We start from the raw sequence: 17,062 nt of genomic DNA, 5'->3' as shown, positions 1-17,062 counted from the left end.
ACCCGATACCATCACCACAGGACTCACCGCTTGAGTGGCTACAAAATCCGTACGCAGGTCAGGTTGAGGACCGCGCGCGTCGCGTCGTCCGCCGGGAACATGTGCTCGACACGCAGAGAGGCGAGCGTGATGTCGTTCGGAGTGCCGAACGTCGAGAACATGCTGAAGAACGCGAGCGGGCCATGCGGCGACGCGAAGCATGTGGTCAGCACGGGCGGTGCCGGGCGCGCGCCGGGGCCCGGCGGCGTGGTCTTGCCGATGCGCGAGAACAGATAGGCCTCGTAGGCGGCCACGCGCGGCTGCAGCGCAGGATGCACCGCCGCGTCGTTGCGCAGCATCCACAGGAAGCGCGGCCCCACGTCCTCGATGTTCATGACGTGATCCGCCAGACCGCCCGGATGCGTCAGCAGGTCGAGCATGTTGATCTGCACGTGCTCCAGCGCGGCAGCGGCCGATGGCATCAGCAACGTGGCGAGCCACAGCGCGCCCCTGTTCATCCGCACCACATTCCATTCGGCATCGAGCACCAGCGCGGGTGCGGGATCGTGCGTCTCCAGGAGCCGGTCGAGCGCAAGGCCCGCTTCGGCAAGCCAGGGATCGTCCAGCCGTTTCTCGGAATAGGCGGGAGCGTAGCCCGCCGCGAGCAGCGCTTCGTTGCTCAGGGCCAGTGGCGCATCCAGCGCCTGGAGCCAGGCCACCAGCAGATCCCGGCTGGGACGGGCGCGGCCGTTCTCGACGAAGCTGACATGACGCTGGGAGACCCCCAGCTGCAGCGCGAGTTCCAGCTGACTGATGCGCCGGATCTTGCGGGTCCGCTGCAACGTTTTCACGAGCGAAGGCGAGCTGTGCATGACGCATTCAAACACAGTCACGCGGGCTGGCAATAACGTCCGAGGTAATTGCGCCCACTACCCGGCCGGCCGACAGTGTGCCCCCTCCCCTGAAGGTGCTCGCCCGTGAGACGCGTCCTGATCCTGATCGTTCTCGCCCTCTTCGGCGCCCTGACCGCTGCGGCGCTGCGGCAACACGGCTACTGGGGCATCATCGAACCGCATTTCAAGACCTTCGGTGCCGGACAGGTCTTCGCGGATCTCGTGATCGCGCTGACCCTGGTGATGATGTGGCTCTGGCGCGACGCGAGGTCGCGCGGGCGCAATCCGTGGCCATGGCTGGTCGCCACTCTCCTGCTGGGATCCTTCGGCCCACTCGTGTATCTGCTGACGCGTGGCAGGCGGAAGCCCGACGCTGCGGTGTGATTCGCGATCCGAACACCGGGCGACACGCGCGCGATTCATCCAGGCATGCTCGCGGCGATCATTCCGGACAGCCGGTGCACGCCCGATCCCTTCGCTGTGGATATTACCTGCGTGGTCATGCGGGCATCGAAACGATTACCTTCAACGCGCGATATCGATCACACATTCAGACGAGAGAATTTCGACAGATCGGATTTTCTTGAACGCCGGAGATTGTGTGGGATAAACGGCTCGCCCGCATGGGGTGCGGGCACTCCCAGTCAATCACGTGATCGCGGCGCCCGACATGCGAGAAGTTGACGGCGAATCTCGGTCGCTTTTCGTTTCGCCGCTGATCATGTCCATCCGGAGCAGAACGTCATGAAGATGAGAAATGAGATTGCCTCCGCACGATTCACGGTGCATCGCACGATCGCGATCCTGATGATGGCGTGCGGAATGTCAGCCTGCGATCCACCGACGGCAGGCGGTTCGAGAACGCATGCGACGGCCGCACCTTCGGCGCCTGCGGCTGCGCAACCAATATCGAAGGCGGTATCGGGGCAGGCAGCACAGCCGACATCCGCTGCGTTCGCTGTCGCAACCCTCGACGGACCGGCACTGGCTTCTCCCCTGTCGTCACCCGCACCTGCACAGATGCCACGCGCGGACTTCCTGACCCTCACGCCGATGGAGTTTTCCGGGCGTAGCGACGGCAACGCGCGGTTGACCGTTCGCTTCGCGGGCGGCAGAAGCGTCGCCGACGTGGTCGAGTACGACCTCGACGGCCGTCGCATCGTCCTGCGCCGCGATCCGAAAGCGCCCGATACGCACACCGGCATGATGACCTTCGACTTCGACGCGTTCGCGAAAGAGCAGGAGAGCCGCCGCATGCAGGCGACGCTCACCCGGGCTGCCGCGACGACGCGTTTCGAAGGCCGCGAAGCGGTCGGCGCCGCCGCTCCCGAGTTCATCGACGCGCGCGCGCTTCAAGGCGCAAGGCGGAACTCGACGCCGATCGTCATCAGGCAGGCGACCATCGCCGCGGTCAATCCGACCGCCGTCGACCCGGCACGCGAACTGATGATCACGGATGTGCGGACGATCGAGGATCCGCTGAGAACCTTCGATGTCTGCACCAACACCGGCAACCGCAATGGCGCGTGGACGTTCAACAAGTTGATCACCGACGTCGCCAATCCGCTGCAGACGCAGACGAACGCCTCGAACATGGTCGCGGCCTGGATCAACACCTGGAAGACGACGCAAACGGTCAACACCTTCCCGATCCCCGCGCGCCCGGATATCGCGAACCGCATCCTGGCCAGTTGGCCGAAACTGAGCAACGGCGAGCTGGATCTCAGCCGTTCGCCGATGCGCCTGCTGGCGATCGTCAATCGTCTCGACCTGAGATCCGGCAACGGCGTGAATTCCGGCGAAGGCCGCTTCGTCTTCGGCGTGATCGATCGCACCGGCGGCAACTGCGTCGCGTTGCCGTTCACCGTCATCCTCGAGTATGCCGTGCCGTTGAGCGGTTGCGCCGCGCCCCTGAACTACGCGAAGCAGTGGGAAAATCTCGGCACCCTTCCGCTGGGCAGCGCGCAGTTCAACGAAGCCCTGCAGCGGGTGACCGATGTGTTCGCCAGGGCCGGCGCGAGTCCCGGCAGAATCAACGGCAGCGCACTTGCCCAGTTGCGGACGAACGAACTCGCCTTCTCCGGCCCTTGGGAACTGCGCGAATTCGCCCTGGTGGGCCCGCTCGGGATCAGCCGCCTGGCGCCGACCACCACCAAGCTGACGCCGCACGAGACCTTCAACGGCACTCCCACGCTGGGCCGATACATCAACGAGTTCGGCACGGCGATCGTCGGTGGGGTTCACATCGTGCCGCTGACGTACGAATCGCAGCCTTTCCTCGCCGGCAACAGCCTGAACCGCGATCCCGGTCCGGGTGGGGCATGGAACGCGCCGGGAATCGTCAATCCGAACGCGCGGCACAAATTCTCGTTGAACACCTGCAGCGGCTGCCACGGCAGCGAAACGAAGGCGGACTTCCTGCACATCAATCCCCGCAATGCGGGTTTCCCCAGCGCACTGTCCCAATTTCTGGTGGGCAACGGCACGGCGGCGTCGCCGTCGACGTTCAACGTCGCGGATCCCGTGGTCCCAACCACCATCCGGGTGTTCGGCGACCTGCAGCGCAGGCGTACGGACCTGGCGAATCTGCTCTCGACCTCCTGCACGACGACCGCGGCACTCAGCCAGATTCTGGGCGCGCCGCCAGTGCCGGTGCATTGATCGACGGCATTCGAGAGCCGGGACCCGAAGACCTGCTTCCAGGCCTTCGGAACCCGTACGTCCGAAAGACGGAAAGCCAGTCGTCTCCAATAGGGCAGAAGATCACCATGAAATCGCATCGTGCTGTCGCAACGTCGCTGCCTGCGCCTGCGCCGTGGTGTCCGTCCGCCATGGCCGGATCAACGTCGATCGCAACGCCATCGCACCCATGACGTGATCTCAGCTGGGGCCCGGGTGTCGTCCTGCGACGCCCGGGCGTCCTCCGCCACGCGAAGGTTCGCCAGCAATCGCCGCTCAAGCAGCGGCAACTGCCCCGCACCGGACACAGCCATGGATGGCGAGCGCGCGACTTGCGTCTGGCAAAGCGCAAGCGCTGAACAAGCCCAGTGCCTGCCCCGGACGTGCGATCCGGAGATGGACTTGTCCAGCGTTGCCGGGGTGACCGCGTGGGTGGCTGCAGCACCCGTCGGTCGGATTCGATGGCACTGGGATCGACCGTCGGCGGTCGTCTGTCGCAAACCCCGGAGGCGTCTTCGATTTCGCACATCGTGGCGGCACTCCGCGACGCGACTTTCAGGTGCTGGCATATCACGACGATCTCAATCGCCCAAGACGTGCGGGCGTCACCTTTTCGAGGTTCGGCCGCGATTCGCCCGCAAGCGACTGATCCGCAACGGGTCGCCGATATCAAGCGAGAGATTTTCAAGAGACCGCGCAGATGTTCCGGGCTGCATTGCGCCTGCGATGCCAGCCCGGAGACGACCGGTGTCGACGGCGATGCGCCGGACGTCGGGCATGCGTCGCACACGAGATGGGTGGGCCGCCGCGGATCGTGAGGGTGGTGCAGAAGGCGATGCGACGCTGCCCCGCTGCCTCAGGCCAACGGCCCAGAGGTCGCCTTCGGTTTCCGATCTCTTCGTCGGACACGCAATGGGCGGCATCGTCCCGCACGACGAAGACGGTATCCGGATCACACCTGCACCACCGCCGCATCACTCGAAGCAGCGCACAGAGTGTGGTACGCGAAGCGGACCTGACGGCACTGGGCCCCGCGGCATGACGCCAACGACTGTCATCCCGAACGCGGGCAACGCCCGCGGAAGGATTTGCTGTTTTCCTGAGAGAACCTGTTGGTTTTGACAGGCTGGGTTGCGTTGACAGGGGTTTGCGGGCGGGCGGAGACTGCGCGTTATGGCCTGACTTGGGGCCTGATCAAAATTTAGGCCTAGAAATGGAGTTCATATGATCAGTGAAGATCAACTTCCAAGAATACGAGAATTGCTTTCTGCGCATGAGGCAAGATACAGGCTTTCCGCGCAAGCCTGGAAAATCACTTATCGCGTTCTTTTGGTTGCATCAATTCTCTTTAGCACTTTCGCTGCCCTGATCGGGAAACTTTATTCTGACGGCGAAATTGGCAACAACATAGCCTCTATCCTTGCATTCTTAGCAGCCGCATCCACTGCACTTGTTGCAGCTCTTGATTTTGAGCTCAACGCACGTATCAACCGCCGTTCGCGTCACGAGGTCGGGTTACTGTTGCTAGAATCTGAGAAATCCACAGCGAACCCGGACACACTGCTGTGTGCACTTCAAGAGGTAGTGAAGCGCCGCAGCGAGGAACTAAGCAAGCCAGACTAGGCCTAACAATCCGTTCAAGCCGACCTCGCATCGCGGCGCTTCTCAATTCAAGCGTTAGGTATGAACGTCAAATCCTAGTGTTTCTTCATAAATTTATAAAATCGACGCTCCTCTTGGCATGAAAAATTCAGACCGAAGAGAAATAGAATGAAGTGGCATGCATATGTATTTCTTGCAGGCATGACAATCCTAGCCGCAAAGCTTCCAAAGCTCATTCCAAAACAGTTTGAAGAATTAGCTATAGCTATTGCGATCACTTTAACGTTCGTCGCGGCTCCGCTGTTGATGCGACGAGCGCGCCGATCTTCTGAGAAGATTTCCGGGGAAATGGCGCTGCCTGCGCAGGCTGTCTTGGATCGCAAAGGAGAGGATTTTGCACTGTACCTTAGATCGTTCGACGTGGATTCACTTCGACCTATTGATGGCGAAATTTACAGGCACCTACTTTGTGCCTATGGAATGCCAGAAGAAACGCATGAGGTAGACATGGTGGCGAAGCTTTCACTCATTGCTCCCATCGTAGCAATAGGAAAGCCAAAGAGTGAGGCTTCAGCTCAGTTGGGCGCATACAAGTACTACGTGCCTGACGGCAATGATTGGCAAGAGAAAGTTCGCGAGTTGATCTTACAAGCAAAAATGATATTCGTTCGAGTAGGAAATATGAGTCCCGGCCTAATGTGGGAGCTCGAAGAAATCAAGAACTGCCGTAATTTTACTTGCACTGCTTTAATTTTCGCAGCAAACACGAATCGTGTCCTGCTCTATGGACATCTCTTAGAATTTTTTCCAATCAACGTCAAATCACAATTGCCGGATTGCGCAGAAGACATTCAAGCCATATACGTAGACTCCACAGGGAAATGCCATCTTGTACGAAAGCGATGGCCTGCAATGCAAACAATGGTGGCATGGGTAACAGAAAGGCTGTTCGAATTGGCTTCCTCAGATGCGAACCAAGTCAGAATTTTTGCAGAAGAAGCAACTTGCTACTCAGTCTCCGGAGTACGCTGCTGGCATCGAGACGGAATTGGTTTAACACCGCGGAACTCGTTTGCAGGAAAAATTCTAATCTCAGCAGCAGGATTTCATTTTCTATCGTCCGGCTCGTCATTAATGAGTGAAATTTTTTCACAGGCATCGGCACTAGCCTCTGCAAATGCAACACAGAGTTTAAATCTTGGGGCAGAGTTGAACCCAGGAGGATTACTGGTCATTCATTCTAACGTCGAAGAATTGGAAGTGCGCGGTAGCTTATTCCAGGCACCGCATATTCGCCTGAAGTATTGGGACACCCGCCGCGAATTGAGGTATTCGTCTTTCGCGCTGGATGGGAATCTGCGAAATACCTGCGAAAGCTTAAACCTGATCGTGCAAAACTATATCCAGATGCGGCAACTTGTTGATGCCTAGCAATTCGTCCAAGCCGACCCGGCATCGTGGCGTCGGCCAAGTGCTTTGCGCTACGCTCAAGCCGTAAGGCGCATATCCAGCTCTCGCATGGCGCACAAGCGCAGCATCGTGCACCCATCTTTCTCGATTGCACCAAACCATCATGGCGCATGCCGCCTTCGGCTGATGGGGCTTCGGTCAAGGCTGGATCCCGGCTTGCGCCGGGACGACAGTCAAAAAGGACAGAGAATCCGTCGGGCTGAGCGGGTGACGGCGCAACGATGGGGTGCAACGCCTCCGCTGTCCACGCTCACCGCTCACCGCGCGCCGCGCACCTGGATGAGCTCGAGGAATTCGGCGCGGGTGCGGGCGTCGTCGCGGAAGCCGCCGAGCATTTTCGAGGTGACCATGCTGACGCCGCGCTTGTGGATGCCGCGGGTGGTCATGCATTCGTGCGCGGCTTCGATCACCACGCCGACGCCGCGCGGGTGCAGGGTATCTTCGATGCAGCGGGCGATCTGCGCGGTCATCTTTTCCTGCACCTGGAACCGGCGGGCGTAGGTCTCGACGACGCGGGCGAGTTTGCTGATGCCGACGACGCGGCCGTTCGGCAGGTAACCGACATGCGCCCTGCCGATGATCGGGGCCATGTGGTGTTCGCAGTGGCTTTCGAATTCGATGTCGCGCAGCACGACCATTTCGTCGTAGCCCTCGACTTCCTCGAAGGTGCGCTTGAGGTATTCCTCGGGGTCGACGGCGTAGCCGCTGAACCAGTCGGTATAGGCCTTGGCGACGCGCTTCGGGGTATCGATGAGGCCTTCGCGGGTCGGGTCGTCGCCGGCCCAGCGCAGCAGCACGCGGACCGCGTCCTCGGCTTGGCTGCGGGTCACGCCGTGGCGCGCGTCGCCGGTCGGCGCCGCATCGGAGGCGGTGGAAGGGGCGTCGTCGTGATCGGCGGAACACATGGGGGAAGTCTCCGGCTGAAGGCGGGCATGTTAGCGCGGTCGGCGATGGCCGACCGTGCGAGTCTACGAACCGGACCGTCCCGCGGATGCAGGCGAGAGCGCACGCAGCCGGGCGTCGAGCCCGGAATCGCGCCAGGTGCGGCGTTCGAGCGCCCGTTCAAGGGCTTCGGGCGCGGCCCACAGCACCACGCGGCGCCGGGCGCGGGTGAGCGCGGTGTACAGCAGTTCGCGCGAGAGCACGCGGGCATCGGCATCCGGCAGCACGAGCAGCACGCGGTCGAACTCCGAGCCCTGCGCCTTGTGCACGGTGCTGGCGTAGGCCGAGGCGTGCATGGGCAGTTGCGCCGGTCGCCACGCGCGGAGGCCCTGCGCGGTATCGAACCAGACCGCGGCATCGCCCTGCGCATCGCGCCAGACCACGCCGAGATCGCCGTTGTAGAGGCCGTGGCGTTCGCTGTTGGCGCCGATGGCGATCAGACGGCCGTGGAAATACGGCACGCGCGCGCCGAGCTCGGCCGCGCACCACGCGTTCCAGTGTTCGGCGCCGAACGGGCCACGGCGCAGCGCGGTGAGCAGGCGCAGCGACGAGGCGCGCTGCAGCGCCTGCGCGGGATCGTCGGCGTCGCGCACGGCCTCGAACGCGGGCAGCGCTTCGCGACGCACCACCTCGGCCAGCGGCGTCGCATCGCCGCGATGCCAGGCCAGCGAGTCGCCGCCATCGCGCAGCCGGGCCATGACCGCGTCGCGATCGTCGCGCTGCAGCGCGTCGGCCAGCGCCTGCAGCGTCGCGGCATCGGACTGGCGCCAGCCGCGCAGCAGATGCACGCGCGCGCCGGCGAGCGGTGCGCCGTCGTCCGGAGCGTCGTCGCGTGCGGGCACGGGCGTGTCGAGCCAGACCGACACCGCCTGCGCATCCGCGGGCGGCAGCGCGAGACCGTCGCCGCTGGCGGCGCAGAGGCCGCCGAGCACGTCGCCGGCCTCCACCGCCGGCAATTGATCCGGGTCGCCGAGCAGCACCAGCGTCGCGGTCTCCGGCACCGCGGCGACGAGTTTCGCCATCAGCGGCAGATCGACCATCGAGGCTTCGTCGACGACGACCAGATCGAACGGCAGCGGATGGCGCGCGTCGTGACGGAACGACACCCGCCCGGGCTGCGTGCCGAGCAGGCGATGCAGGGTGCGCGCCTGTCGCGGGATAGCGTCGGCGATGTCGGCATCGAGGCGACCGGCGGCGAGATCGGCGCGGATCACGCCGTCGATCGCTTCGCCCAGCCGCGCCGCGGCGCGGCCGGTGGGCGCGGCCAGCGCGATCCGCGGCGGCGGCGCGCCGCGCGATCGCGCGGCCATCCATTGCAGGGCCAGCAAGCGCGCCACGGTGGTGGTCTTGCCGGTGCCGGGGCCGCCGGTGATCAGCAGCAGGCGACGACGCAGCGCCATCGCCGCGGCCAGCGCCTGGCGGTCGATGTCGCCATGCGCAGCCGCGCCGTCGCGCGGGAACAGACGCCGCAGCGCGGACGACAGCACGGCCGCATCGTCGTCGCTGGTGACGATCCGCGCGCATCGATGCAGCGATTCGGCCAGGGCCTGCTCGTAACGCGCGTAGCGCCGCAGCGCGATGCGTCCGTGCGCGAACGCGAGCAGCGCGCCCGCATCGCCCGCGTTCTCCGCGTGCGCGACGCAGGCGCTGGCGACAAGCGCGGCGGCCCAGTCATCGACGTCCGGCAATTGCGCGCTGGTGCCCAGCGCATCCAGCAGCCGATCCGCATCGTTCAGCGCGAAACTGCTGTGGCCCAGCGCGACAGCGCGCATCGCCAGCGCGCCGGCCAACGCGACGGTCGCCGGCGCGCGCAGGCGATCGCGCAGCAGCGCGGCGAAGTCGACATCGATTCCACGCAGCGCGCCTTCGGCGTGCAGACGCGACAGCGCGCGCGCGGAAATGGTATCGGCATGCGTCGCGTCGGGATGGGTCGCGGGCAGGCCGCCGTTCATCGCCGGTCCTCCGTCGCGCCGTCGAACAGCGCATCCAGCGCCGACAGCAGCGCCGGCGACACCGGATCGACATGCACGCCGCTGCGCGAAGCGCCGGCATCGACTCCCTCATCTTCGCGCAGATCGATCCCTCTCAGATCGATCCCTCTCAAGAACAGATACACCGCGCCGCCGAGATCGCGCGCATCGTCGTAGTCGGCACCACGCCGCAGCTTCAGCCAGCGGCGCAGCGCGACCAGATAGATCAGGTACTGCAGATCGTAATCCTGGTGACGGATCGCGCGACGCAGGCTCTCGGGGTCGTAACCGGGCAGGCGATTGGTCTTGTAGTCGAGCACGTAGTGGCGGCCGGCGGCGTCGCGGTACACCAGATCGATGAAGCCATGCATCAAACCGTCCAGCGTCGCCTGCGCGGGTTTGCGCGCGCGCGGGTAGCCGTGCGCGTCCAGCAGCGCGTACACCGCGTCGATGCGCGTCGGCCGCAACCGGAAGTGGAAAGCCATCTCGCGCACCTGCATCGACGCCGGCAGCGTGCACAGGCGCACGTCGCCGGGCAGCCGCACGTTCAGCGCGCGCGACACCAGCCGCGCGGTCTGCGCCAGATGCGCGGGCGTGGCCGCCAGGCCCTGGCGCAGCAGCGCGCGTTCCAGCGGTTCGCGCTGGCTGTCGGGCCAGCGGTCGTCGAGCAGCGTCGCCTGCGCGTCGGCATCGCGCCGCCACGCACTGGCGTCGGCGGTCTCCAGCACCGCGTGCACCGCGTTGCCGAACGCTGTGCCGCCGAGGCTCGCGGCCTCGACCTCGTCGTCGGCGATCGCGATCGATTCGTCCTCCGCGCCGCGCATCGGTTCGACATCGTCGTTGTGCGCGTGCAGCGAGGAAAAGCTGTGCAGGCGCGCGTCGTTGGTGAAGCGGCGCCGCGCTTCGCGCACCGGCGGCGAGACTGCGGGTGCCGCGCCGCGGTCTGCGACGCCGGCGACCGCGCGCGCGATGGCGGCCGGCAACGCGGCGATCTCGACATCGCGCACCGCGATGCCGGGGTCCCGTGCCGCCAAGGCGTCGAGCCGCGCGCGCATGCCCGCGGCGTCCAGCGTGTCGGCCTTGCGGCCCATGCGCGCGCCGTCGTGCAGCAGCCAGTGCAGCGCGGTGTCCTCGGTGCTGCCGTTGCGGCTCCACACCGCGTGGATCGCGTATTTGGCGCGGGTCAGCGCAACGTAGAGCAGACGCTGCGCTTCGGCATCGTCCTCGTCGTCGGCGAGTTTTTTCGCATCGATGTCGGACGATGACGGCAAGGCCTTCGCCAGCCATGCGCGTGCCGGACCGGTGTCGTCGAGATGGAAATCGTGGATCCGCAGCGACGACGGCGGCGGCTCGCTCGACCGCGCCACGAACGGCAGCACCACCACCGCGTATTCCAGGCCCTTGGCCTTGTGCATCGTGGTGATCTGGATCAGGCCCGCATCGGCCTCCAGCCGCAGCTGGCGGCTGTCGTTCTCGCGGGTGCTGGCGTCGGCCTGCGCGGCGAACCAGCGCAGCAGTTCGGCCGGGCCGTGATGCTGCGGCGCTTCGGCCTGCAGCAGTTCCAGCAGATGCAGCAGATCGGTGAGCCGGCGCGCGCCGCCGATCTCGCCCAGCCAGCGCGGCGCGGCCTGTCGCGCGAACGGCAGCAGCGCCGGCAGCGGGCCGCGGCTGCGCCAGAGCGCGGCGGCGCGGTCGAAGTCGTCGATGGTCCGCGCCGAGCGCTGCGGGTCGCTGTCGAAGGCTTCGATCGCCGCGGCGTCGAAGCCCAGCAGCGGCGTCGCCAGCGCGGCGCGGAACAGTCCCGGGTTGCCGGGTTCGGCCAGCGCGCGGAGCACGGTCTGCAACATGCCGGCGGCCTCGCTGTCGAACACGCCGTCCTTGCTGAGCAGCGCCGCCGGCAGGCCGGCGACGGCCAGCGCGCGATGCATCCGCAGCGCCTCGTCGTTGCTGCGCGTCAGCACCGCGATGTCGGACGGCCGCAACGGTTCGCCGCGCAGCGTGGCGTGCGCGAGCAGATCGGCGATGGCGGCGACCGCGGTCGCGCACAGCAGCGGCAGTTCGTCTTCCTTGCCACGGAAGCCCTTGTAGGCGTTCGACGAGTGATGCTGGGTCTTGTCGGGCGCGGGCGGCGGCAGCCAGTGCAGGGTCAACGCCGGCACGTTCGCATCGTCGATGCGCAGATCGGCGTCGGCCGCGCCGCCCGCCGCGCGCAGCGGATGGAATTCGATGCGCGGATCGCGGAACGGCTGCGCGTGCGCGGTGAAGACGGTCTCCAGTGCCTGCAGCACCGCGGGCCGCGAACGATAGTTGGCGTCGAGCGCGTATTCGCCTGCAGCCCCGCCCGTCTCAGCCAATCGACGCACGCGGTCGCGGGCGCGCAGATACGTCGCCAGATCGCCGCCGCGGAACCGGTAGATCGCCTGCTTGGGATCGCCGATCAGGCACAGCAGCCGTTGTGCCGGATCGGCCGCGTCGTGGATGCGACTGAAGATGTCCCACTGCCGCGGGTCGGTGTCCTGGAATTCGTCGATCAGCAGCAGCGGCCAGCGCTCGGCCAGCGCAACGGCGAACGCCGGATCCTCGCTGGCGCGCCACACCGCTTCGATCAACTGATCCTGGGTGCGCTCGCCGCGCAGCTGCATCAGCGCCGCGAAGCGTGTCTGCGCCTCCGCGCGCAGTGCGTGCAATGCGGCCGCGGCCTCGGATTCGTCCGCGCGCGGCAACGTCGTGCGCGCGGGGTCGCAGAGTTTCGGCAGATCCTTCGCCAGCGCGGCGGGATGCGACCAGACCTCGCGCAGCAGCGCGTACTGTGCGGGATCACCGTCCTCGCCGGCGGCGCGACGCCACAGCTGCGCCGCGGCCTCGTCCCAGGCCTCGGGCGCGCCGTCGACCAGTTCGACATCGGCCAGCAGTCCGGCGCGGAACCCGAATTCGCGCAGCGCGCGCTGGCAGAAGCCGTGGATGGTGGCGATCAGGGCTTCGTCGAGCTGCGCCAGCGCCGCGCGCAAGCGGTCGCGCAGCGTGGCGGCGTCGACCTGCGCGCCGGCTTGCGCGAGCACGGCCTTCGCGGCGTTCGCTTCGCTGTCGTCGTCGCGGATCGTCGCACCGTCCAGCACCTTCTGCGCCGCGAGCAGGCGTTGGCGCAGGCGTTTGCGCAGCTCCTGGGTGGCCGCGCGGGTGAAGGTGACCGCCAGCAACTGCTGGATCGGCACCCCACGCTCCAGCAGCAGGCGCAGCAGCACCGTGACCAGCGTGAAGGTCTTGCCGGTGCCGGCGCTGGCCTCGATCAGGCGCAGGCCGCGCAGCGGCAGCGAAAGACCGAGATCGCCGCTGTCGCCGGCGGGTTGCGGGCGATGACCGGACGCGCTCACGCCTGCGTCTCCAGCGCATCGAAGATCCCGCGCGCGACCGCGCCGAAATCCCGCGCGCGCGCGCTGTCCACCGCATCGAACAGGCCCTGCGGACGGAACGCGAGCGCGAGCCACGCGTCGGCGGATTCGCCGCCGAAATCGCCGAAGCCCGGCGCGAACGCCTGCTGCGCCGCCGCCCATGCCGCGGCGTGATCGGGCGGTTGCTTGTCGCGGAAACGTTCGACGTATTTCCAGCCCGCCTTCGGCGCAAACGGCAGCGGTTCGCTTTGGCCTCGACGCCACAGTGCGAGCAGCGCATCCAATCGCGCCAGCGCGGTCTCGCGATCGACGCCCGCAAACGTCTGGATCGCGATCGGCGGCGCATCGTCGGTCGCATCGCCGGATTTTTTCCTGCCGCCCTTCGCGTCGCCCTCGCCCACCAGCACGGTGCGCGCGGCCGCGCCGTGCACCGAAGCCAGCAGCAGATGATCGATGCCCGCGCGCAGCCGGCGCCTGCCTTCGAGCTTGCCGGCTTCGAGGATCAACCGGAGCGGACGGCCGTCGGCATCGCGATGCACATCATCGAAACGGAACGCCACGGGCGCCGTGGCTTCGACGACCTCGCGCGGCGTCGACGCGGTCAGCACGGCGCGCGCTTCCGCCAACAACCCGCGCGCCAGCGGGCGGGTGTCATCGATCAGTGCGTCGCCGTCGCGACCCGGCGGCAGTTCGGCGCGCGCGCGCATGCGCCGGACGATATCGTCGTTCCCGTCGTCGCCCTGATCGTCGTTCTGCGGCGGATCGTCCGCGGTCAGGGCCGATATCACCGCGTAGCGACGCAGCGCATCGCGGCCCTGCGGCTCGCGGTCGTCCAGCGTTTCCTCGCGGGTCGTCAGTCGCAGGCCCAGTCGATCCTGCAGCCACGCTTTCGCCGGATTCGCGAAGAACGCCTGCAGCGCATTGCGGTCGGGCAGCGCCGGGGATTCGGGCGCATCCATCGCCAGCGGTGCGGCCACGAACGGCGGTTCGTTCGCCTGCACGGCCGCAGCGGCGGGCATCGCCCACTCCTTCCGATACGAGAAGCGCCGCGGTTCGACACCGCCGTCGTCGCCGGCGCCGAACGCGCGCGGCGAGAACGGCTGCAGCGGGTGCTGCACGGTCAGCCGTTCGCGCACCGCTTCCCCGTGCATGCGTTCGACCGCATCCAGCAACTCGGCGATCACCGGCGACGGTTCGCGCACGCTGCCGTCGCGCGCATCGCTGCCGCCGTAGCTGAGATAGAACACGTCGCCGGCCGCGCACAGCAGCTGCAGGAACAGGAAGCGATCGTCGTCGCGCACCGAGCGGTCGCCCGGATGGCGCGGCGCGCGGCCCTGGATCGCATCGACCAGGCGATTGATGTCGTCGGCGGGTTCGCGTCGCGGGTAGGCGTCGGCGTCGAGACCGAGCAGGCAGATGACGCGGAACGGCACCGTGCGCAGCGGCACCATGCCGGCGAAGGTCACGCCGCCGGACAGCCAGGGACGATGCGGCGACGGCAACGTCAGCGCGTCGCGCAGCGCGCGGCGCACCAGCAGCGCCGGCAATGCGCCCGCGTTCGCGGCTTCGCTGGCGAAATCGTCCAGCGTTTCCAGCAGCAGCCGTCGCGCCTGGGCCTCGGCCTCGTCCTGCGGCACCGGCGCCAGCGACGCCTGCAGCCAGCCCGCGAGCCGCGCGCGCCACTCGCCCGCGGCATGCGGTTCACGCATCCATGCAGCCAGTTCGCGCAGCCGGCGATAGAACGCCAGCGCGCGATCCAGGGTGTCGGCGTCGGCGCCTTCGAGTTCGGAATACGGTGCGATCAGTTCGGTGCCCGCGACCGAGGCATCCGCCGCGTCGCCCGCGGCGTAACCGCTGAGCAGGCGATCGATGCCGAAGTCGAAACTGTATTCGCGCCAGCGGCCGGCGCCAGCGCGTTCGCGCGCGTGCTCGTCGTCGCCCCAGCGGATGCCGGCGGCGGCGAACCAGCCGTCGATGCGCGCGCGCTGCGCGGCGTCGAGCTGCAGCGCATGCGCGACCGCCGGCGTCGCCAGCAGGTCGCGGAAGCCGCTGGCGGTGAGCGGCGCGTCGGCCAGCGCCAGCACGTCCAGCAGCATCGCCACCAGCGGATGCGACTGCGCCTGCGGACGGTCGGCCAGCGCGAACGGAATGTAGCGCGGGTCATCCGGCGCCAGCCCGCCGAACACCGCGCGCGCCAGCGGCAGATAGTCGGCGATGTCGGGCGCCAGCACCGCGATGTCGCGCGGCTGCAGCGGCGGGTCGAAGCGGCGGCCGTCCGGAAGATCGTTGTCGAGCAGCGCGCGCAGCTGATCGTGCAGCACTTCGACTTCGCGCAGCTTCGAGTGGCAGGCGTGCAGTTGCAGCGACACGTCGCCGGCTTCGAATGCGGAAGCGGTCGGCGCGGCGCGCGCCAGCACGTCCTGCTGCAGGCGATGCAGCAGCGTGTCGCGGCCCGGCGCGACGAACAGTTCGGTCTCGCGCTGCGGCAGCACCACGTCGTAGGAAAACAGCTGCGCGACGATCTCGCGCCCGCCGGCGCCCCAGGCGGTGAGCAGCGGGTTGTCGCGCTCGGCGTCGGCCAGCGCCTCCGACAGCGATCTGATGCCGTCGCGCTTCACGCGCTCGCGCAGCGATTCGACGTCGCCCCAGTATTCGGCCGAGGGCATCGGCAGATAGAAATCGAGTTCGATCCACTGCCCCACCACCGCCAGCATGTGCAGCACGTCCGGCGAGACGTGGATGGTGCCGAACGCGGCGACGCGCGGCGGCAGGCCGGGCGGCGCGATGCCGGCGTAGCCTTTGGCCTCGCGGTCGTGGCGCGTCAGCCACTCGCCAAGCAGCGCGGCGCGGTGCGGGGATCCTTTCAGGCGCTGGCGCAGGCTGCGCCACAGCTGCGCCTGCCAGTCGTCGCGGCTGGCCGGCACGTTGCGCTCCCAGTCGCGCAGCCAGTCGGGGCGATAGGCCTGGTAGCGGTCGTAGGCGGCGGCCAGCGCATCGGCGAGCGCGTAGCGCGCCATCGCGTCGCCGGTCGCGCGCTGACCGGCATCTTCGGAGTCGCCGGTCGAGGCCCGCTGCAGATGCCGGCGCACCGGCGGCGGCAGGGCCGCGGGGGCGTCGCCCAGCAGCGCGTAGAGCTGCCAGCGCAGGCGTTCGCGATCCCAGGGCGAGGCGTCCGGCAGGTCGGGGCGCGCGGCGCGCAGCAGCCGCCAGACGAATTCGGACGGCGTGCACAGATCGAGATTGGCGGCGACGCCATGGCGTTCGGCCAGTGCCTGCTGCAGCCAGTGACGCAGCGCGGGCTGCGGGATCAGCACCACATCGGCAGCCAGGCTGTCGGCCACCGCCGGCGTGGCCAGCCGCGCGCCCAGATGCGCCGCGAGGCGGTCCAGGCGGTTGCCGTAGATCAGGTGGAAGCGGGCGGAGGCGGTGGGCATCGGTCCGTCATGATGCCGGAGCGGGGCGGGTCTGCGCTTCCCGGCTCTGCTCCTGTAGGAGGGGCTTCAGCCCCGAGCTTTTGATCGGCTTTGGCAAAAAAGAGCTCGGGCCTGAAGGCCCTCCTACAAACAAGGGCCTCCTGCGGGAAGCTCTCCTACGAAGGCGTGCGGCGCGGCTCAGCGCCGGCCGATCGCTCCGATGAAATCCATCTTGCCCAGCGGCACGCCGGCATGGCGCAGCAGCGCGTAGGCGATGGTGCAGTGGAAATAGACGTTCGGCACGACGAAGGTGAGCAGGTAGCCGCGGCCGTCGAAGTGCAGGTCGCCGTTGGTGCGCGTGGGCATGGTCACCGCGCGGTCCTCGGCGCCTTCGAACGCCGCCGCGGGAACGCTGGCGAGGTAATCGATGGCCCGCTGAAGGCGCGCATCGAGTTCGGCGAACGTGGTTTCGGTGTCCTCGAAGATCGGCGCATCGGTGCCGGTCAGGCGCGCGGCGGCGAACTTGGCGATGTCGGTGGCGATCTGCACCTGGCGGGTCAGCGGAATCATGTCCGGCGCAAGGCGCATGCCGAGCAGGACCGCGGGATCCCAGCCATTCGCTTCGGCGTGGGTCTGGCCCTTCTGCAGGACATGCCGCAGTTGCTGCAGGGCGCGCGCGAGCGCGGGAACGATGTCGTCGTGGATGGCGAGGCTCATGGCGGGGG

The 17,062-nt window shown here is 67.2% G+C and carries 10 protein-coding genes; 4 read left to right on the top strand and 6 right to left on the bottom strand.

Annotation, left to right across the window (positions count from 1 at the left end; genetic code table 11):
* Window positions 1-38: 38 nt before the first annotated feature.
* Complete coding sequence (locus ABD974_RS17050) at window positions 39-851, bottom strand: helix-turn-helix domain-containing protein (RefSeq protein WP_345304543.1); 813 nt, start codon at window positions 849-851, stop codon at window positions 39-41.
* 105 nt (window positions 852-956) lie between these two features.
* Between ABD974_RS17050 and ABD974_RS17045 the strand changes: the two genes are divergently transcribed.
* The 4 genes from ABD974_RS17045 to ABD974_RS17030 all read left to right on the top strand — a co-directional run bounded on the left by ABD974_RS17045 (window position 957) and on the right by ABD974_RS17030 (window position 6,584).
* A complete protein-coding gene (locus tag ABD974_RS17045) occupies window positions 957-1,256 on the top strand; it encodes a DUF2834 domain-containing protein (RefSeq protein WP_345304542.1) in 300 nt (99 codons plus the stop codon).
* A gap of 636 nt (window positions 1,257-1,892) precedes the next feature.
* The gene (locus ABD974_RS17040) at window positions 1,893-3,533 is read left to right on the top strand and encodes a hypothetical protein (protein WP_345304541.1); all 1,641 of its coding nucleotides are present in this window, start codon (window positions 1,893-1,895) and stop codon (window positions 3,531-3,533) included.
* Window positions 3,534-4,775: 1,242 nt separating this feature from the next.
* Window positions 4,776-5,174, top strand: a complete 399-nt coding sequence (locus ABD974_RS17035) for a hypothetical protein (RefSeq protein WP_345304540.1) — start codon at window positions 4,776-4,778, stop codon at window positions 5,172-5,174.
* A 147-nt stretch (window positions 5,175-5,321) separates the two neighbouring features.
* On the top strand, window positions 5,322-6,584 hold the full coding sequence (locus tag ABD974_RS17030) for a hypothetical protein (RefSeq protein WP_345304539.1): 1,263 nt from the start codon (window positions 5,322-5,324) through the stop codon (window positions 6,582-6,584).
* Between the two features lie 296 nt (window positions 6,585-6,880).
* Here the strand turns inward: ABD974_RS17030 and folE are convergent, their stop codons facing one another.
* The 5 genes from folE to ABD974_RS17005 form a co-directional block, all read right to left on the bottom strand.
* On the bottom strand, window positions 6,881-7,528 hold the full coding sequence (folE, locus tag ABD974_RS17025; protein WP_345304538.1) for a GTP cyclohydrolase I FolE: 648 nt from the start codon (window positions 7,526-7,528) through the stop codon (window positions 6,881-6,883).
* A gap of 63 nt (window positions 7,529-7,591) precedes the next feature.
* The gene (recD, locus tag ABD974_RS17020) at window positions 7,592-9,517 is read right to left on the bottom strand and encodes an exodeoxyribonuclease V subunit alpha (RefSeq protein WP_345304537.1); all 1,926 of its coding nucleotides are present in this window, start codon (window positions 9,515-9,517) and stop codon (window positions 7,592-7,594) included.
* Complete coding sequence (locus ABD974_RS17015) at window positions 9,514-12,906, bottom strand: UvrD-helicase domain-containing protein (protein WP_345304536.1); 3,393 nt, start codon at window positions 12,904-12,906, stop codon at window positions 9,514-9,516. Before ABD974_RS17015 ends, recD begins: the two co-directional genes overlap by 4 nt.
* Entirely contained in the window at window positions 12,903-16,358 is a 3,456-nt protein-coding gene (recC, locus tag ABD974_RS17010; protein WP_345304535.1) for an exodeoxyribonuclease V subunit gamma, read from the bottom strand. Before recC ends, ABD974_RS17015 begins: the two co-directional genes overlap by 4 nt.
* Window positions 16,359-16,535: 177 nt before the next feature.
* Window positions 16,536-17,054, bottom strand: coding sequence for a DUF1993 domain-containing protein (locus tag ABD974_RS17005; protein ID WP_345304534.1), 519 nt, complete (start codon window positions 17,052-17,054; stop codon window positions 16,536-16,538).
* Window positions 17,055-17,062: the final 8 nt, after the last annotated feature.

It is taken from the genome of Lysobacter hankyongensis (genome assembly GCF_039543145.1).
In the GTDB taxonomy this organism is placed as follows: domain Bacteria; phylum Pseudomonadota; class Gammaproteobacteria; order Xanthomonadales; family Xanthomonadaceae; genus Lysobacter_I; species Lysobacter_I hankyongensis.
This window is presented reverse-complemented; position numbering and strand designations above follow the sequence as displayed.